The sequence below is a fragment of the Microbacterium sp. 01T413_2 genome (assembly GCF_056398985.1).
Window position 1 is genome coordinate 31587 of record NZ_JBFTQL010000011.1, and the last position, 17692, is coordinate 49278.

Sequence of the window (17692 nt, forward strand, 5' to 3'; positions counted from 1 at the left end):
TGGTCAGAGGGCGATCCGCAGGCCGCCGGGGATCGCGTCGAGCAGGGTGCGGGTGTACTCGGTGCGCGGGTGGTCGAAGATCTCCCGCGCGGTGCCGGACTCGACGATGCGACCGCGCTGCATGACGCCGACGGTGTGCGCGATCTGCCGGACCACAGCGAGGTCGTGCGAGATGAAGAGGTAGCTGAGGCCGAATTCGCGCTGGATGGTGCTGAGCAGCGTGAGGATCTGGTGCTGGATCGACACGTCGAGGGCGGAGACGGGCTCGTCCAGCACGATGAGCTCGGGCGAGATCGCGAGCGCGCGGGCGATCGCGACGCGCTGCCGTTGCCCGCCGGACAGCTCCGAGGGCTTGCGCTGCAGCACCGAGGAAGGCAGTGCGACGACGTCGACGAGTTCCGCGGCGCGGGCGCGGCGCTGGGCCCGGTCYCCGAGACGGTACGCGATCAGCGGGTCGCTGATGATGCGCTCGATGGTCAGCCGCGGATTCAGCGCGGCATAGGGATTCTGCTGCACGAGCTGCACCCGGCGGCGCAGCTGTCGCAGCTCCGCGCCGCGGAGTGCGGTGACGTCGGCGCCGTCGAACCGGACGGTGCCGGAGGTCGGGTCGGTGAGGCGCAGCGCCAGCCGGGCGGTGGTCGTCTTGCCCGACCCCGACTCGCCGACCAGGGCGAGCGTCTGGCCGCGTTCGATCCGGAAGCCGACGCCGTCGACGGCGCGCTGCACGGCCCCGCCCGTCCCGGGCACCGCGAACTCCTTCACGAGCGCGTCGACTTCCAGCACGGGCTCGACGATCGCCGGGCTGGTCGGCGGCACTCCCGCGTCCCGGGCGGCGAAGGGATCGCCGGGGCGTCCGCGCAGCACGACCGGCGCTGAGGCTGCGGCGATCACCGGCTCGTGACGCGCGTTCAGGCCGGGGGCGGCCGCGATCAGCTGGCGGGTGTACGGATGCTCGGGCGCCAGCAGCACCTGCTCGGGGGTGCCCTGCTCGACGATGCGGCCCTGAGACATCACGATGATGCGATCGGCGCGGTCCGCGGCGACGCCGAGATCGTGCGTGATGAGCAGCAGGCTCGCSCCGCGCTCGCGCTTGAGCCCGTCCAGATGGTCGAGGATCTGCCGCTGCACGGTGACGTCGAGCGCGCTCGTCGGCTCGTCGGCGATGATCAGCTGCGGGTCGGCCGCGATCGCGATCGCGATGAGAACGCGCTGCCGCATCCCTCCGGACAACTCGTGCGGATACTGGCGGGCGCGCAGCGCGGCATCGGGGAGCCCGGCGCGCTCCAGCGCCTGCACCGCGCGCTCCGCGGCGCCCTGCCGATCGGCGAGCCCGTGCACGCGCAGTACCTCGGCGACCTGCGTGCCGATGCGTTGAACCGGGTTGAGGCTCACCGTCGGGTCCTGCGGCACGAACCCGATCCGGCGTCCGCGCACCGAGTGCAATGCCGCGTTCGACGCCGCGGCCAGGTCGACTCCGTCGAATCGGATGGCGCCGGAGGCGATGTCCGCCGCACCGGGGAGCAGCCGGATCACGGCGTGCACGGTCGTGGACTTGCCGGATCCGGATTCGCCGACGATCGCGACGGTCTCGCCGGGCGCGACCGACAGGCTCACGTCGCGCACTGCGTCGACGCGTCCGCGCGACGTCCGGTACGCCACCGACAGCGACTCGATCTCCAGCAGCGGGCTCTGCGCGTTCATGATCCGTCCGTCCGTTCGGTGTCGAGCCCCCGTGCGAGTCGGTTCGCGGCGAGGACGGTGAGGGCGATGACGAGTCCCGGGAAGGTGGTGAGCCACCAGGCGTTGCGGAGGAAGTCGCGGCCGCCGGACACCAGGGCGCCCCATTCGGGCGCAGGCGCGGGCGCACCGTATCCGAGGAAGCTGAGCGCGGAGACGGCGAGGATCGCGCCCCCGAACTCGAGCACGCCGAGGGCGATCACCGGCCCRGTGGAGTTGGGCAGCACGTGCCGGAGAAGCACCCGGATCCAGCTGTTGCCCGAGGCGCGCGCGGCCTCGACGTAGGCGGAGCCGCGCACCTTGATGACCTCGGCGCGCATGATGCGCGACACCGAGGCGACGCTCGCGATACCGACGGCGATCGCGACGTTGACGGTTCCGAAGCCCAGAGCCGTGATGACGGCGAGTGAGAGCAGCAGGCTCGGGATCGCCAGGAGCACGTCCGCGGCCCGCATCAGGACGGCGTCGGTCCGGCCACCGGCGAAACCGCTCAGCAGGCCGATCGCGGATCCCGCGACCACACCCACGGCCACGGCCAGCGACGCGGCACTGATCGTCAGCGAGGTGCCGTGCACGACCCGGGTGTAGAGGTCGCGCCCGATCTGGTCGGTACCGAACCAGTGCGCCGCGGAGGGCGCCTGGAGGTGGTCGGCGGGGACGCCGGCCAGCGGATCACCAGGAGCGAGCAGAACCGGTGCGACCGCGGCGACGAGCACGACGGCCAACCAGAGCAGGGAGGCGGCGGCCGCCGGGCGCCGGGCGAACCAGCTCCGCCTGCGCGGGCCGGACGCCTCGCGTCCGCGGTGCGAGGCGCGCTCCGCGACCGCGTCGTCGAACCGGTTCGCGGCCGTCCCGCCGAATCCGTCCGCGGGGTGCTGGGTGCCGTCGGGCAGCAGGGCGACGGTGTCGCTCATCGGACTTCCTCCAGGACGGCGTCGATGTCGACCGAGGTCGACTCAGCGGGAGCGGGGGCCGCGGCGGGGGTCGCGGCGCGCGGGCGACGCCGGCGGCGCGGCGCCGATGTCAGCTCGATCCGCGGATCCAGGAGCGGATAGATCAGATCCACGACGAGATTCGCGGTGACGAAGACGACAGCGGCGAACAGCACGACGCCCTGGACCACGGGGATGTCCTGCTGCTGCACGGCGGTCGCGGTGACCCGGCCGATGCCCGGTCGGGAGAAGACCGTCTCGGTGACGACCGTGCCGCTGAGCAGCTGACCGACGATGAGTCCCGTCACCGTCAGCGCCGGCAGCGCGGCGTTGCGCAGCGCGTGGCGCAGATGGATCCGGGCACCCCCCGCACCTTTGGCGCGAGCGGTGTCGATGTAGGGCTCGCGCAGCGCGGCCGTGAGGCTCTTCGACAGCAGCTGGGCGATCATCGCTCCGGTCGGCAGCGCGAGGGCGATGGACGGGAGCACGAGCGAGGGGAAGCCGCGGTCTCCCATCGCGGGGAACAGCGGCAGCTGGAACGAGAACAGCTGGATGAGGATCAGCCCGAACCAGAACGCCGGGATCGCGACGCCGAGCGGTGGCAGCCCGAGCAGGAAGGTCGACAGCGCGCGGCTGCGCACGAACGTCGCGACCACGGCGAGCGCGGCGCCGGTGAGCACGGCGATGGCGAAGCCGAGGCCSGCCAGCTGCAGSGTCGGMGGGATCGCCTCGCCGATCACCTGCGAGACGGGTCGCCCCGTGTCGATCGACGTGCCGAGGTCGCCCGTGAGCGCGTGGCCCAGGCGCAGCACGTACTGCACGAGGAGGGGCCGATCGAGCCCGTACTTCGCCTTCAGCGCGGCGAGCTGCTCCGGGGTGATGTCGCTGGCGTCGCCGCCGGTCTTGAGCGCCACCGGATCGCTGGGCAGCGCGTAGAGCACGAGGAACGACACCGTGTACGCGGCCCACAGCACGATCACTGCCTGGCCGAGTCTCGATGCGACATAGCGCGCAACGGCCGATCGAGACGAATTCGCTGTCGACATGGGGTGCTCCTTTCGCGCTTCGCAGCATGGATCCGGGGAATCTGCGGAGCACGAGRGCTCCGTTCGAGCGATGCTCCCATCGGCGGCGGCACGGGTCGCGAGCAGGGGTCATGGGCTGATGCAGACGGTCAAGAACCGTCGTGCTCCGTCACGCGGCGTCGCATCGTGTCACCGGGCGACACAGTCGGCTGCAGCCCTCGCCGAGAGCACCGCGCGGTACCTACTGTGGGTGTCCCTGACCCAACGAATGCAGGAGAGGGATCCGCGTCATGGCATCCACAACCTCGGGCGACCACGTGCTCGACAACCCGGCGTGGCATGCACTGACCGGCCCGCACGCGACCTTCGCGCTCGGCGGCGACCTGGTGCGCCGGTATCCGTCCGACGTCGCCCCCTTCGTCGCGGTGCGCACCTGGGAGGACCCGACCGTGTGGCAGGCCCTCGCCGAGCTGGTCGGCCCCGGGCAGGAGATCGGCATCTCGGGCGCCGATCCCGCACTCCCCGTGGGGTGGGAGGAGCTCGGCCGTGGCGAGGGAGTGCAGCTGGTGCAGACCGACGCGCTGCGGCCAGTCCCGGACGACGAGGCGATCGAGCTGGGTGCTGACGACGTTCCCGAGATGCTCGCCCTCGTCGAGCGCAACCAGCCGGGCCCCTTCCGTCCTCGCACGGTCGAACTGGGTCGCTACATCGGGATCCGGCGCGGGGGCCGCCTCATCGCGATGGCAGGGGAACGACTGCATCCGCAGGGGTGGACGGAGATCAGCGCGGTCTCGACGGATGCGGAGCACCGCGGTCAGGGCATCGCATCGCGTCTCGTCCTCGATGTCGCCTTCCACATCCAGCGGCGCGGAGACAAGGCGCTGCTGCACGCGGCGGCGACGAACGTCGGAGCCATCCGCGTCTATGAGCGCCTCGGGTTCGTCCTGCGCCGGCACACCACTTTTCTCGCTGTCCGCACGCCCGCCGCCGCGGACGACCGCGTGCTTGCGGAGACGCGATGACCCGTTCCTCCGGCTTCGGCTTCGGCTTCGCGACCAGGCAGCTGCACGCGGGCGCCGACTCCGCTGATCCGCATCGGCCGCGTGCCACGCCGATCCACCTCAGCGCGGGTTTCGTGTTCGACGATTTCGATGAGGCGCACGCACGGTTCGCGGGGTCCGCGGACGGGTTCTCCTACACCCGGGTGTCGAATCCCACGAATGCCGCTGCAGAACGTCGCATCGCCGATCTGGAGTCCGGTGCCGGAGCCCTCCTGGTGGGCAGCGGGCAAGCGGCCGTGGCGGTCACGCTCCTGTCCCTCGTCTCCGCGGGCGATCACATCCTCGCCTCGCCGAGCATCTATGAGGGCACCCGAGAGCTTCTGCGTGACGACCTCTCCCGCCTGGGCGTGCACACCTCGTTCGTCTCGGAGCTGAACGACCTCGCCGCCTGGGAGGCCGGGATCCGGCCGGAGACCCGCGCACTGTTCGCCGAATCGATCGCGAACCCGAAGAACGAACTGCTCGACATCGCCGGCGTCGCCGCGATCGCCCGCGGGCATGGGATCCCCCTCATCGTCGACAACACACTGGCGACGCCCTACCTGCTGCGTCCGATCGAGCACGGCGCGGACGTCGTGGTGCACTCGGCGAGCAAGTTCCTCGCCGGTCACGGCACCGTGCTCGGCGGTGTCATCGTCGACGGCGGACGCTTTCCCTGGGATGCCCAGGCCACCCGGTACCCACAGCTCGCCGTCGACCGCGGGGCGGACGGACTGACCCGGGTCGAGCGCTCGGGAGCGGGCGCGTTCCTGGAGCAGGCCAGGCACGTCGCGATGCGCTACGGTCCCACGCCCTCTCCGTTCAACGCCTTCCTGATCCTGCAGGGCATCGAAACGCTGTCCCTGCGCGTGCAGCGGCAGTCGGCGACGGCCCTGCGCCTCGCCCAGTGGCTGGAGAGCCACCCGGCGGTCGCATCGGTGGACTACTGCGGCCTGTCATCGAGCCCGCAGCGACGGCTCGCCGAGCACTACCTCCCGCGGGGCCACGGCGCCGTCCTCTCCGTCACCGTGCACGGCGGGCGCGATGCCGCGCGCGCGTTCACGGATGCGCTGGGCCTGTTCACCCGGATGACTCATCTCGGCGACACCCGTTCGCTCGTGCTGCACCCGGCATCGACGACGCACGTGCTGCGCGGCGAGACCGAGCTCGCCGCGGCCGGCATCGGGCAGGGGCTGCTGCGCCTGTCGATCGGGCTGGAGGATCCGGAAGACCTCATCGCCGACCTCGATCAGGCGCTCACCGTGGCGTCCGAGGCGGAGATCCTCACGAGAGCAGGAGTGAGATGACCCGTCCCCAGCACTTCGGCTGGTTCTTGTCACGCGGCTTCGGCCCGCACGGCTGGGCCCGCCCGTACCAGGAATGGAACTACGCCTGGCAGCGTCCCGACATCTATCAGCAGTCCGCTCGGGACCTGGAGCAGGCCGGGTTCGATTTCGTCCTCATCGAGGACGCACTGTCGGTCGGGATCACCCCCGCGACGCTGGATCTGCGGGTGCGCAAGGCGTACGGCGGCCCCAAGCACGACCCCTGGACACTTGCCCCGTACCTGTTCGCGGCGACCAGCCACCTCGGTGTGATCCCGACGGCGAATCCCGCGGCGTACCCGCCCTACCTCGCGGCACGGCAGTTCGCATCGCTCGCACATCTGAGCGGCAACCGCCTGGGTCTCAACGTGGTCACGGACGTCGGCAGCGCCCATCACTTCGGCACCGACCGGCTGCCGCACGATCAGGCCTACGACAGGGCGCAGGAGTGGCTGGACGCGTTGCGGCTGCTCTGGCACAGCTGGGACGACGACGCGCTCATCGCCGACCCGATCTCGCAGGTGTACGCCGACGGATCCAAGATCCGAGCTGTGCAGCACCGCGGGCATTACTTCTCGTTCGATGGGCCGCTCAACGCCGAACCGCTGCCGGCCGGGGATCCCATCGTCGCCTCACCCGGCGGGTCGCCACGCGGGATCGATTTCGCCGGACGCAACTCCGAGATCCAGCTCGCGCTCTCGAATCTCGACGTCGAGAGCATCCGGGCGTACCGCACGCGCGTGCACGAGGCTGCGGCCGCGCAGGGGCGCACCCCGGAGGACATCTCGATCCTGTTCGTGTTCAAGCCGATCGTTGCGGCGAGCGTCGAAGAAGCCGACCGCATCGTGCAGGCGTCGCTGTCCCCCAGCGAGGCGGCGCTTCGGGAGGTCGCGGAGGCCTGGTCCAGCGACCTGGAGACGGATCTGACGGCGTTCGATCTGGACAGTCCCCTGGATCCCGCCGCCGCATTCGGCGATCACGTGTCGAAGGGCACGATACGGGGACTCCTCGGCCACCACGACTCCTTCGACGGGGTGCCGCTGCGGGAGATCCTGGCCGGCAAGGCGCGGCTGGGCCGCATCACCGACGGTCGCGGCGGGACGGTCGGCACCGCGGAGGAGATCGCCGATGTCATCCAAGCGCTCGGCGACGACGCCGACAACGACGGCCTCATCTTCTCCGGCGACCTGCACCCGGTCACGATCCACCGCACGCTCGATGAACTCGTGCCGGTGCTTCGTCGCCGCGGCATCCTGCGCGACGGCTATGCCGACGGCGGTCTGCGCGCCAACCTGACGTCATTCTGACCAAGACATCACTCTCGGAGGCAAACCCATGACCCGGATCGCAGTGCTGGTGGGAAACCCCCAGCCCGCTTCGCGCACCCGTCTCGTCGCCGAGGAGGTGGCGGCCCTGCTCGGTGCGCGCAGCGGCGCGGACATCGACGCCACGATCGACCTCGCGGACGTCGCGGACGCGCTCTTCCGCTTCCCCGAGCCCAGGCTCGACGACCTGCTGAACCGGGTGGCGACCGCGGACGTGGCGGTGATCGCGAGCCCCACGTACAAGGCCGCCTACACGGGCCTGCTGAAGGCGTTCCTGGACCGCTACGGATCCGACGGGCTGCGCGGTCTCACCGCGGTGCCCGTGCTCACGATCGGGGCCCCGACGCATGCGCTCGCGGTGGAGACGACCCTTCGGCCGCTCCTCGTGGAGCTCGGCGCGAGCGTACCCACCCGCGGGCTGGCGTTCCCTGCCGCTGCCGTCGAGGATCGTGCGAGCATCGTCGGCCAGTGGGTCGATTCCGAGTGGCCGCGGATCCGGCACGCGTTCGGCATCGGCGCGGAGACAGGGCGATGAACGGCCGCTTCCGCCCGGCCGAGTCGCTGGCCTCTGTCGCCGTCGCCGCGTCCGAGACCATCGTGGGCCGCGGATCCGGAGTGACGCCTCGCGCGGAGGTGCCTCGTACGGAGACGCCTCGTACGGGAACGCCTCGTACGGGAACGCCTCGTGCGGAAACAAGGAGCGTGCAGCTCGAGCCGGCCTGTCTGGAGGTCGCGCACCGGGCGCAGCTGTTCGCCGCCCGGTTCTGACCCGGTCGGGTCGAGTCGGCTGGTGGCAGGCGGCTTGCGGGGTGATGGCGGTCACCACGGGATGATGACAGGTCGACGCCCGCCTGTGTCAGGCGGCGTCGGCCCTGCTTTCTTCCGCATCCGTGAACATCACGCGCGGCGGTGGTGCGTCGGTGTACTCGACGCCGGACGGACTGGTCCAGACGATGACGCCGCCAGGACGCTGTCGCGCGGTCCAGCGCCAGCGCGGGTCGAGGTCGGGATGCTTGAGCGCGTGGTGGGTCTCGCAGAAGCACGCGAGGTTCACGGGATCGGTGGGCCCGAACCGGGCATAGTCGTGGTTGTGGTCGACCTGACATCGCCGGGCCGGCATCCGGCAGTTCAGGAACCGGCAGTTCCGATCCCGGGCGCGGAGGTACCGTTTCATCGCTTCCGGAGGTCGGTACGGGCTGGTCCGGACGATCATTCCCCTGCCGTCGAGTTCGAGCCGTTCCCAGCTGAACGCGGCGGCGGCGAAGCGGCGGGCGAGGTCGGGATCCATCGGCCCGCGCCCGTCGAGTTCCGCCATCCGGTCATCGTGGCCGGAAAGAGTGGTCTCTGCGACCGTGACCTGAATGACGGCGTGCACACGGTCGAGGAGGTCGGCGTCGTCGGCGATGCGGCCGGTGAGGATCTTCAGCAGGAACCGGTCGAAGCGCACCTGGTCCAGCCGTCGCACGTCTTCGACGGCACCCTCCTGCTTGGCGGCGTCGAGGACGGCACGGCCTTCCTGCGTGAGCAGGTCGAACGCGGCGTGGATGAGCGCCGCCGGCCCGGTCGCGTGCATCGTGGCCTGCCCGGCGCCGTCGTCGGTCACGCTCACAGCGCGATCATCGTGGGCGCGTCGGTGCACCTCGGTCAGGGCGACCGGAGCGACCGCCGCAGCCACGGTCTCGGCGAAGGCCTTCGTGCGCGCCCGCGATTCGGCGGCGGCGAACGGCACGACCTGCGCCTCGTATTCGGCCAGCGTGCCGGTGTCGTCATGGGGGATGTCCGCGGCGGCTTCGAGGATCGCCTCGACGTGCCCGAGCGAGACCTCCCCCGTCTCGAGCGCCGCGCAGGTGACGGGGAATCGTTCGTGCAGGGAATACCCGGTGGCGAGGAGCTTTGCGGCGGCGTAGCGGGACAGGTGCATGCCCACCGAGAACTCACTGATCATCGACCGCTCGGCCGCGTCGAACCCGTCGGATCCGGGGCGGATCTCATCGAGCAGCAGCGCCACGCGCTCGTGGGCAAGAGCCAGCTGGCGTGCCTGCAGCCGAGCGATCTCGCGGCCCAGTTCTGCGCACTCCCCGACGATCTCCGCACTGCGGCGGAGGTAGTGATCGAGGGGCTTCTCCATACGTCAATTATAGAACATATCTTCGATGATTGGAAGAGTTCTCCACAGCCGGATCCATCGCGGAACGGAACCCGACGAGGATCGGATCCGGCTCAGAACAGCGCCTGCGGCAGCGCCCCCTCATGCTCGAGCAGCCAGCGCTTCGTGTGCAGTCCCTCGCCGGGCGCACCGCCGGAGTAGCCGCCGAGGCCGTCGCTCGCGACCACGCGATGACAGGGCACGATGATCGGGATCGGGTTCGCTCCCATGATGGATCCGATCGCGCGGGCCGGGACCGACGTGCCGCTGCGCTCGGCGAGCTCGCCGTAGGTCACGGTCTCGCCGTGCAGGACCGTGTCGTAGAGCGCGTGCAGCACCGCGTTCGTGACATCGGACTGCGGTCCGAGGTCGAACGGCAGGTCGAACACGGCCCGCTCCCCCGCGAAGTAGGCGCCGAGCTGGGCGAGGGCATCGGCGAGCAGCGGATCCCGCTCGGCGTCGGACGGCATGCCCGGAACCGCCGGCGTGGAATGCCCGCGGCGCGGCCAATGCACCCGGCGGATCGCCGTGCCGTCGCTGTGCACGGAGAGCACGCCCACGGGCGTCGCGATCGAGCCGGAGAAGGTCACGCGCCGATCGTACGCCGGGGATCCGACATCGCGGACAACGCCCGCAGATCGTCACCCGCGACACCGATCCGGCGATCGATGCAGCACCCGTGTCACACTTTCGCACCGCGCTCCGACATCCCTGATGAGAGCCGCACGAACGCCGACGAGATCCGCCGGGGCGTCGGCCGGAAGAGGAACGACGATGACCAGGATCGACATGGGCCGCACCAACAAGCTCGGCTACGCCGCGGTGCTCGGGCTGGAGGCGTACTCCCGCAAGAGCGTGGAGCCGCGGCTGTACGAGCTGATCAAGCTGCGCGCCTCGATCCTGAACGGATGCGGGTTCTGCGTCGACATGCACGCGACCGAGGGCGCCAAGCGCGGCATCCCCCAGCGCACCCTGCACGCGGTCGGCGCGTGGCAGCACGCCAGGGGTTTCTTCGCCGAGAAGGAGTTGGCGGCACTCGCCCTGACCGATGCCGTCACGCAGCTCGGTCCGGAGACCGTGACGGACGAGATCTGGAACGCTGCCGCGCAGCACTTCGACGAGGGCGAGCTCGGCGCCCTCGTGCTGGCGATCTGCACGATCAACGTCTGGAACCGCGTGGCCATCGCCACCGAGATGGCGCCGCCGATCGACGACAAGCACCCGATCGTCTGAGTGGTGTCGGAGGGGGCGCGCTACCGTGGGCCCATGACGCTCGCCTCGCCTGCCACGCGCGCGTGGCAGGCGGAGCGCGGGCGCCTGATCGGCATCGCCTACCGGATGCTCGGCGACTACGGGCACGCCGAGGACGTGGTCTCCGAGGTCGCGATCGAGGCGCTGCAGCAGGAGCGCGCCGAGCGCCGCGACGCGGACGGCCTCGACGGGCCTGGTGCGGACGAGCCCGGTGGGGACAGCTCCTCCTCGGCGGGACGCGTGCGCTCCTGGCCCGCGTGGCTGACGACGGTATGCGTCCGCCGCTCGATCGACCGCGTGCGCGCGCTCGCRGCGATGCGGGAGGACTACGTCGGCCCGTGGYTGCCSGARCCCGTCGCGACCTCGCGGCTGCCCGAGGAYGCGGTRGCCGAYCGCGAGCTGCTCTCGCTCGCGCTGCTGCACATGGCCGAGCAGCTCGCGCCCGATGCGCGAGCGGCGGTCGTGCTGCACCGCGCATTCGGGATGTCGGCCGTGGAGATCGGACGCATCCTGGAGCGCTCCCCCGCCGCGGTGCGGCAGCTCATCTCGCGCGGTGAACGCCGACTGCACCTCGCGGACGATCCCGCTTCGACGCGCGCGGCGGATCCGGCGGCGCTCGGTGCTCTGCTCGCCGCGGTCGAGCACGGCGACATCTCCGGTGTGCTCGCGCTGCTCGCCGATGACGCGATCCTGTGGAGCGACGGCGGCGGGCGAGTGCGCGCGGCCCTCAACCCGATCTTCGGCGCCGACCGCGTGCGGCGCTTCCTCTTCGGTGTGCTGGAGAAGGCCACGGCCGACCCGTCGCTGCCTTTCGGAGTCGCGCAGCTCGACGTCAACGGCGAGCCCGCGGTCGCACTCACGCATTCCGGTCGCACCGACGTGCTCACCCTCGAGTTCGGCGCCGACGGCCTCATCCACGGGCTCCGCCAGGTCTGCAACCCCGACAAGCTCGCACACGCGTTCTGAGGGCATCGAACGGCGAGAACCGAGGTCACGGTATCCCGAACGTGCGAGACGGCCGGCCCCGAAGGCGGTTCGGCGGGCGTACGCTGAGGATCAACAGCGGCACCTGGGCCGATCGGCCGGCCGCTGACCGGGTCGCGCATCGCGGTTCCACGGGAGGTGCCCTTCGGCAGACGTCTCGCCATCGGCTCCGCGCTGCAGCGCGAGCCCGAGCGGAAAGGCGTGCTTCTCATGACACGTTTCGGATTCGTCAGCACGTTCCCCCCGACACGATGCGGCCTCGCGACGTTCACCGCCGCGCTGGCGGGGGCCCTGTCGAAGAGCCCGGGCGACGAGTCGGTGATCGTCCGCGTCGACGACGGCGTGCCGGCGGGCCCTTCCGTCCCAGGCCTCCGCCTGCGGATCGCCACGACGTTGAGCCCGGGGGATCCGCCGAGCCGACGCGCAGCCGCACAGGCGCTGAACGGCTGCGACGTCGTGATCGTGCAGCACGAGTTCGGGATCTACGGCGGTCCGGACGGCGCGGAGATCATCGATCTGCTGGATCTGATCCGGCGGCCGGTCATCACGGTCATGCACACGATCCTCGCCGCGCCCCGCCCGCATCAGCGCCGGGTCACCACCGCGGTCGTGGACCACAGCGACACCGTCGTCGCGATGACGGAGTCGGGAGCGCGACTGCTCGTCGACGAATTCGGGGTGTCTGCGTCGCGGCTGCGCGTCATCCCGCACGGCGTCGACGAGTGGGGTCCCGTCGTTGCCTCCGATGCTCCCCATCGACCGACGGTGCTGACCTGGGGGCTGCTCGGTCCCGGCAAGGGGATCGAATGGGGCATCATGGCGATCGCCGTGATGCGCCGCACCGGGATCGCGTCCCCTCCGCTTTACCGGGTGCTCGGGCAGACGCACCCGAAGGTCCTCGCGGAGCATGGTCAGCAGTACCGCCGATCCCTGTGGGCGCTCGCGGACGAACTGGGCGTGGGAGATCTGGTCGAGATCGACGCGCGATATCGCACGCAGGACGAGCTCGCGCTCGAGGTGGTCACCGCCGACGTGGTGCTCCTGCCTTACGACTCCCGCGAGCAGACCACCTCGGGCGTGCTCGTGGAGGCCATCGCGGCGGGACGACCCGTGATCGCGACGAGGTTCCCGCACGCCGTGGAACTGTTGTCCGACGGTGCGGGCATCCTCGTCGCGCATCAGAGCCCCACGCAGATCGCAGCCGCGATCGGCACGATTCTGCGCGCACCCGCCCCGGCTCACAGCGCGGCGTCACGGACGGCGCACGGCGCGCTCGCCAACGGCTGGACGTCGGTCGCCGATCAGTATCGGGCGCTCGCCGCCGACCTGACGATGGCGCTGCAGGTGGCCGGATGAACGCGGCCGCCACCGCCATCGCGGTTCCGGACGCGCCGGCGACGACCGCGGGACCCCTTCCCCTGGGGCACCTCATCGCGCTGACCGGCCCGTACGGGGTCTACGAGCACGCTCTGTGCGAGACCCCTCGCCTCGAACACGGGCACTGCACGGACGACGTCGCCCGGGTACTCGCGGTGGCCGTCCGGGAACCGTCCCGACGCGCCTCGCCCAACACCGTGGAGCTGCACCACCTGATCGAGCTCTCCCTGTCCTTCTTGGAGAGCGCGGTCGCCCCCGACGGTACTGTGCGCAACCGGAGGGCGGCGGACGGCACCTGGACCGATCCGCCGAGCATCGGCGATTGGTGGGGGCGGGCCGTCCTCGGACTCGGTGCAGCCATCCGGCACTCACGGGACCCGGGGATCCGCGCACGTGCACTTCGTGTCTTCCTGCGAGCAGCGCAGCAGGGCTCCCCCGACGTGCGCGCGTCCGCTTTCGCGGCGATCGGCGCGGCCGACGCCCTCCTCACCTTCCCGGAGCTCACCGCCGCCCGGATGCTGCTGGCCGACGGCCTGCGCCGCGTCCCCCGGCCGGAGGGCGCGGATCGGGGTTGGCCGGAACAGCGGCTGCGCTACGCGAACGGCGCCCTGTGCGAGGCGCTCATCGCGGGAGGGCAGGCATTGCAGCGGTCGGATGCGATCGACACCGGCCTGGAGATGCTGGACACGCTGCTGCGGCTGGAGACGAGACCGTCGGGGATGCTGTCGTTCGCGGGCCCCGGAGGACGGGATCGGTCGGATCCGGAGCGGGCGGGCGACCAGCAGCCGATCGAGCCCGCCACGATCGCCGACGCCTGCCTGCGCGCGGCTTCGGTCACGCGCGACGAGCGCTGGCACCACGAGTCGCTGCGGATCTGGGCCTGGTTCACCGGCGAGAACGACGCCGGCATCGCGATGTTCGACCCGCTCACAGGCGCCGGCTACGACGGGCTCACGCCGACCGGACGCAACGAGAACCGCGGGGCGGAGTCGACCCTCGCAGCGCTCAGCGCCTTCCAGTGCGCGCGCTCCGCGCGGGCCGGCCTGAGATGACGGTCCTCGCCGAAGACGCCGGCATCGAGCTCGGCGCGGAGTCCGACCGGGTTGTCGCTCGGCTCTTCCTCCCCGGGGAGAGCACCCCGGGTGGATCCTCCCGCACGCAGGCGGTGCTCGATCGGGTGCTGGCCCTGCCCGCGGATGTGCTCGCCGCTTGCGCGCACCGCGTTCGCGACCGTCTCTCGGGGCGGGATCCGTCTCTGCTGAGCGGCGTCCTTCAGAACGCCGCCATGGTGCGCCTCGCTGACGCGCCAGAGCTCGACGAGGACGCCGCACTCGTCATCGGGGCGACCTTCACCGCGGAGTACTCGCTCGAAGGCGCCGCGCTGTGCAACCCGAGCACCGTGCCGCATCCGGATCAGACCGGCCTGGCCGACGGGCAACTGCGCGTGCTGCTGTCGCTGCGCTCGATCGGCGAGGGGCACGTCTCCTCGATCCAGTTCTGCGAAGCGGTGATCGGGCCGGGACGGACATGGCGCTTCCTGCCGAGGCAGGCCCCGCCGCGCCTTGCGTCCGTCAGCGAGGGCGAGTGGCAGAAGGAGCATTTCCTGCGTGCTCTCGAGCACGCCGGCGGCACCGACGAGCTCACGGACGCGATCGGCCAGATCCTCCCGGACCGGTTCGAGAGCGGTCTGATCGAGCAGACCATTCAGACGCTGCGTGCTCCCTTCCTGCGACGGGCGGGTGCTCGTGCGCATCTCGACGCGATGCGGATCGTCGCCGATTCGGCCTATCACGCGACCTTCCCGGCGGACAGCGCGCTCACCGCGCGCGTGCTGCTCCCGGCCGCCGACGAAGAGCGGCAGGGCATCGAAGACCTCCGGCTCGTCCGGACACCGCGCGCCGATGGGCCCGCGTACGCGGGGACTTTCACGGCCTACGACGGTCACGCGATCTCGTCGCGTCTGCTGACGACAGACGACTTCCGGGACTTCTCGATTCATCGCCTCGTCGGATCCGCGACCCGGACGAAGGGTATGGCCCTGTTCCCCCGGCCCGTCCACGGTACGCATCTCGCGCTCGGTCGCGGCGACGGCGAGTCGATCACCCTGACCAGGTCCGTGGACGGCCTGGTCTGGGAGGACGAGACGATCCTGCACATTCCGAGCGCCCCCTGGGAGATCGTGCAGACCGGCAACTGCGGCTCACCGATCGAGACCCCGCAGGGCTGGATCGTCCTCACGCACGGCGTCGGACCGTTCCGCCTCTACAGCATCGGCGCGCTGCTGCTGGATCTCGACGATCCGTCCCAGGTCATCGGCGTGCTCCCCACGCCGCTGATCGAACCGCCGCGGAACGGGGGCGGCTACGTGCCGAACGTCGTCTACAGCTGCGGCGGCCTCGTCCACGACGGGGTGCTGTGGATCCCGTACGGGGTAGATGATCAGCGCATCCGCGTCGCGCACGTCGAGGTCTCCGCCCTGCTCGCCGCGATGACCCCGCCCTCCACGGCGCACTCGGAGGAGACGCACGACCTCGGCTGATCCGTCGAGAGCCGCCCAGCCGCGTGACGGCTCGGCCTTCCGGCCCACGTCGCCCTGGCAGACCGGGCCCGTCCAGTACGTGCAGCACTCAGTCCAGCAGGTGCCGGGTGTAGCGTCCGGGTTCGTCGAGGAAGGACCGCCAGTGCCGCACGAGCTCCAGGTCCTCCCACACCGCCGGGCGCAGGCCCCACTCCCCGACCTCGAGGATCGTCGCGCCCGGCAGCGCGGCGAGCACCGGCGAGTGCGTCGCGCAGAGCACCTGCCCTCCCTCGTCGGCGATCCGGCGCAGCACGGCGATGAGGCTCAGGGTCGAGGAGAACGAGAGCGCCGCCTCGGGCTCGTCGAGGCAGTAGAAGCCGGGATCGTCGAAGCGCGTCTCGAGCACGGCGAGGAATGACTCGCCGTGGCTCATCTCGTGGAACAGCGGCTCCGGTCCGGTTGACGGGTTCTCCTCGAGGTACGTGTAGAACGAGTGCATCGTCTCGGCGCGCAGGAAGAAGCCCCACCGGTTCGCGCCCACACCGCGCTGGATGCGGAGCCACTCCGACAGCGGCGACTCAGTCGGGCGGGTGCTGTGCCGGGCCTGGCGGGATCCGCCCTCCGGCGAGAGCCCGTAGGCGACCGCGATGCCCTCGACCAGCGTCGACTTGCCGCTGCCGTTCTCGCCGACCAGGAACGTCACTCCCGGATCCAGGTCGATGCCCTCCCGCAGCATCTGGGCGACCGCGGGAATGCTCGCCGGCCAGGTGTCGCTCGTGGAGGGGGCGTCATCGGCCGGGTACACCGCGACGACCGGCTGCTGCCGGCGCCGGCGGCTGCGCGGGTCCCAGAACGGATCCATGGCGCTCCCTCCGGCGATCGGCTCGGATCCATTGTGCCCGGCCTGACCGACACGGGGCCCGAGCCTGGGCTGCCGTACCGCTCGCACGACTGACGAGGCCAGCAGCAGCACCCCGGAACCGGACCGTCAGCCGTTCCTCAGACCGGGACCGGAAGGATGGATCCGTGAGTCAGGCGACGCGGGACCCGGTCAGGACGACACGCGCCGCGCCCCGCCGCGGTGCCATCGTCGCACTGCTGCTGGCCGCCATGGCGCTGACCGTCGCTGTGCTGCTCGGATCGGTCCCCGGCCCGCTCGGCACGGCGATCGCTGTGGCCCTGCCCTGGCTGGGGCTGCTCCTGGCCCCGCTCGTGGTCGCCGCCCTGCTGATCCGGCCGCGGACGGCATGGATCGCGGCGGTGCCTGTCGTCGCCTGGACCGTGGCGCTGTGGGGGTTCCTCCCCGTGCCGTGGCAGGGCGATCCGTCCCCCGGAGCCTCAGGCCTGCTGGTCGCCACGCAGAACGTGCAGGCAGGATCGGGCACCGGGGCGGCGTCCGCACGCGCCCTCGCCGGCCAGGGCGCCCAGATCCTGGCGTTCACGGAGCTCGACGGCGATTCGGGAGCGGCGATCGCGGACGAGCTCGCCGATGCGTACCCGCACGCCTACCGGGTCGGCACCGTCGGGGTCTGGAGCCGGTACCCGATCCTCGACGAGGAAGCGCTCGACCTCGGGCTGGGTTGGAAGCGCGCGCTGCGCGTCGAGGTGGACGCACCCGGCGGCCCCGTCAGCGTCTACGTGGTGCACGCCGCCTCGCTGCGCCCGGGCGCGCAGAGCGCCAGAGATGGGATGCTCTCCGCGCTGGGCGAGCAGATCGGTGCGGATCGGAGCCATCGCGTGATCGCCCTCGGCGATTTCAATGCCGTATCGACGGATCCGGCTCTCGCCGCGATCGCCGGGAGGCTCGGCGAGGTGCGGTTCGGCGGGATCGGCCCCTCGTTCACCTGGCCCGCATCGTTCCCCGCAGTCCGGATCGACCATGTCTTCCAGCGCGGCTTCGCGGCCGCCTCCGGACGGACGGAATCGGCCGGCGCCAGCGACCACCTCGCGATCCTCGCGGCCCTGAGCGGCTGATCCTGAGCGACTGATCCGACGCGGCTGATCCGGCCGGCTGAGGGCCGCCGGTTCGAGG

Annotated in this window: 16 protein-coding genes; 10 read left to right on the forward strand and 6 right to left on the reverse strand. The window is 71.3% G+C overall.

Annotation, left to right across the window (positions count from 1 at the left end):
- Positions 1-3 precede the first annotated feature (3 nt).
- The 3 genes from AC1DMN_RS08170 to AC1DMN_RS08180 are packed head-to-tail and all read right to left on the reverse strand — an operon-like array spanning position 4 to position 3715.
- Complete coding sequence (locus AC1DMN_RS08170) at positions 4-1701, reverse strand: dipeptide ABC transporter ATP-binding protein (RefSeq protein ID WP_477230435.1); 1698 nt, start codon at positions 1699-1701, stop codon at positions 4-6.
- Positions 1698-2651, reverse strand: a complete 954-nt coding sequence (locus tag AC1DMN_RS08175) for an ABC transporter permease (protein WP_477230436.1) — start codon at positions 2649-2651, stop codon at positions 1698-1700. Before AC1DMN_RS08175 ends, AC1DMN_RS08170 begins: the two co-directional genes overlap by 4 nt.
- The gene (locus tag AC1DMN_RS08180; protein WP_477230437.1) at positions 2648-3715 is read right to left on the reverse strand and encodes an ABC transporter permease; all 1068 of its coding nucleotides are present in this window, start codon (positions 3713-3715) and stop codon (positions 2648-2650) included. The genes AC1DMN_RS08175 and AC1DMN_RS08180 overlap by 4 nt, the downstream gene beginning before the upstream one ends.
- Positions 3716-3984: 269 nt before the next feature.
- Here AC1DMN_RS08180 and AC1DMN_RS08185 point away from each other — a divergent pair, with 269 nt between their 5' ends.
- The 4 genes from AC1DMN_RS08185 to AC1DMN_RS08200 are packed head-to-tail and all read left to right on the forward strand — an operon-like array spanning position 3985 to position 7919.
- Entirely contained in the window at positions 3985-4716 is a 732-nt protein-coding gene (locus AC1DMN_RS08185) for a GNAT family N-acetyltransferase (protein WP_477230438.1), read from the forward strand.
- Positions 4713-6041 (forward strand): O-acetylhomoserine aminocarboxypropyltransferase/cysteine synthase family protein, encoded by a 1329-nt coding sequence (locus AC1DMN_RS08190; RefSeq protein ID WP_477230439.1) that lies wholly within the window; start codon positions 4713-4715, stop codon positions 6039-6041. The genes AC1DMN_RS08185 and AC1DMN_RS08190 overlap by 4 nt, the downstream gene beginning before the upstream one ends.
- Complete coding sequence (locus AC1DMN_RS08195; protein ID WP_477230440.1) at positions 6038-7366, forward strand: NtaA/DmoA family FMN-dependent monooxygenase; 1329 nt, start codon at positions 6038-6040, stop codon at positions 7364-7366. The genes AC1DMN_RS08190 and AC1DMN_RS08195 overlap by 4 nt, the downstream gene beginning before the upstream one ends.
- Before the next feature lie 28 nt (positions 7367-7394).
- Complete coding sequence (locus AC1DMN_RS08200) at positions 7395-7919, forward strand: NADPH-dependent FMN reductase (protein WP_477230441.1); 525 nt, start codon at positions 7395-7397, stop codon at positions 7917-7919.
- Between the two features lie 321 nt (positions 7920-8240).
- On the opposite strand, the gene AC1DMN_RS08205 is transcribed toward AC1DMN_RS08200, so the two are convergent.
- Together AC1DMN_RS08205 and AC1DMN_RS08210 are read right to left on the reverse strand one after the other, a co-directional pair.
- On the reverse strand, positions 8241-9512 hold the full coding sequence (locus AC1DMN_RS08205; RefSeq protein ID WP_477230442.1) for an HNH endonuclease: 1272 nt from the start codon (positions 9510-9512) through the stop codon (positions 8241-8243).
- A gap of 92 nt (positions 9513-9604) precedes the next feature.
- Positions 9605-10120, reverse strand: coding sequence for a methylated-DNA--[protein]-cysteine S-methyltransferase (locus tag AC1DMN_RS08210; RefSeq protein ID WP_441975596.1), 516 nt, complete (start codon positions 10118-10120; stop codon positions 9605-9607).
- 184 nt (positions 10121-10304) lie between these two features.
- Between AC1DMN_RS08210 and AC1DMN_RS08215 the strand changes: the two genes are divergently transcribed.
- The 5 genes from AC1DMN_RS08215 (at position 10305) to AC1DMN_RS08235 (ending at position 15681) form a co-directional block, all read left to right on the forward strand.
- The gene (locus tag AC1DMN_RS08215) at positions 10305-10763 is read left to right on the forward strand and encodes a carboxymuconolactone decarboxylase family protein (protein ID WP_441975595.1); all 459 of its coding nucleotides are present in this window, start codon (positions 10305-10307) and stop codon (positions 10761-10763) included.
- A 33-nt stretch (positions 10764-10796) separates the two neighbouring features.
- Entirely contained in the window at positions 10797-11747 is a 951-nt protein-coding gene (locus AC1DMN_RS08220; RefSeq protein ID WP_441975594.1) for a sigma factor-like helix-turn-helix DNA-binding protein, read from the forward strand.
- Positions 11748-11975: 228 nt separating this feature from the next.
- Entirely contained in the window at positions 11976-13121 is a 1146-nt protein-coding gene (locus AC1DMN_RS08225; RefSeq protein ID WP_477230443.1) for a glycosyltransferase, read from the forward strand.
- The gene (locus tag AC1DMN_RS08230; RefSeq protein ID WP_441975592.1) at positions 13118-14194 is read left to right on the forward strand and encodes a glycosyltransferase; all 1077 of its coding nucleotides are present in this window, start codon (positions 13118-13120) and stop codon (positions 14192-14194) included. Before AC1DMN_RS08225 ends, AC1DMN_RS08230 begins: the two co-directional genes overlap by 4 nt.
- Positions 14191-15681 carry a glycoside hydrolase family 130 protein gene (locus tag AC1DMN_RS08235; RefSeq protein ID WP_477230444.1) on the forward strand — a complete coding sequence of 497 codons (1491 nt, stop codon included), beginning with the start codon at positions 14191-14193 and terminating at the stop codon, positions 15679-15681. The genes AC1DMN_RS08230 and AC1DMN_RS08235 overlap by 4 nt, the downstream gene beginning before the upstream one ends.
- Positions 15682-15769: 88 nt before the next feature.
- Here AC1DMN_RS08235 and AC1DMN_RS08240 read toward each other — a convergent pair whose 3' ends face one another.
- On the reverse strand, positions 15770-16522 hold the full coding sequence (locus tag AC1DMN_RS08240) for an AAA family ATPase (protein ID WP_477230445.1): 753 nt from the start codon (positions 16520-16522) through the stop codon (positions 15770-15772).
- 164 nt (positions 16523-16686) lie between these two features.
- Here AC1DMN_RS08240 and AC1DMN_RS08245 point away from each other — a divergent pair, with 164 nt between their 5' ends.
- On the forward strand, positions 16687-17634 hold the full coding sequence (locus AC1DMN_RS08245) for an endonuclease/exonuclease/phosphatase family protein (RefSeq protein ID WP_477230446.1): 948 nt from the start codon (positions 16687-16689) through the stop codon (positions 17632-17634).
- Positions 17635-17692 lie beyond the last annotated feature (58 nt).

Excerpts from the sequence above, each read along its gene's own strand:
- AC1DMN_RS08185 (WP_477230438.1), top strand. The coding sequence starts at position 3,985 with ATGGCATCCACAACCTCGGGCGACCACGTGCTCGACAACCCGGCGTGG.
- AC1DMN_RS08190 (WP_477230439.1), top strand. The coding sequence starts at position 4,713 with ATGACCCGTTCCTCCGGCTTCGGCTTCGGCTTCGCGACCAGGCAGCTG.
- AC1DMN_RS08195 (WP_477230440.1), top strand. The coding sequence starts at position 6,038 with ATGACCCGTCCCCAGCACTTCGGCTGGTTCTTGTCACGCGGCTTCGGC.
- AC1DMN_RS08200 (WP_477230441.1), top strand. The coding sequence starts at position 7,395 with ATGACCCGGATCGCAGTGCTGGTGGGAAACCCCCAGCCCGCTTCGCGC.
- AC1DMN_RS08205 (WP_477230442.1), bottom strand. The coding sequence starts at position 9,512 with ATGGAGAAGCCCCTCGATCACTACCTCCGCCGCAGTGCGGAGATCGTC.
- AC1DMN_RS08215 (WP_441975595.1), top strand. The coding sequence starts at position 10,305 with ATGACCAGGATCGACATGGGCCGCACCAACAAGCTCGGCTACGCCGCG.
- AC1DMN_RS08225 (WP_477230443.1), top strand. The coding sequence starts at position 11,976 with ATGACACGTTTCGGATTCGTCAGCACGTTCCCCCCGACACGATGCGGC.
- AC1DMN_RS08230 (WP_441975592.1), top strand. The coding sequence starts at position 13,118 with ATGAACGCGGCCGCCACCGCCATCGCGGTTCCGGACGCGCCGGCGACG.
- AC1DMN_RS08235 (WP_477230444.1), top strand. The coding sequence starts at position 14,191 with ATGACGGTCCTCGCCGAAGACGCCGGCATCGAGCTCGGCGCGGAGTCC.
- AC1DMN_RS08240 (WP_477230445.1), bottom strand. The coding sequence starts at position 16,522 with ATGGATCCGTTCTGGGACCCGCGCAGCCGCCGGCGCCGGCAGCAGCCG.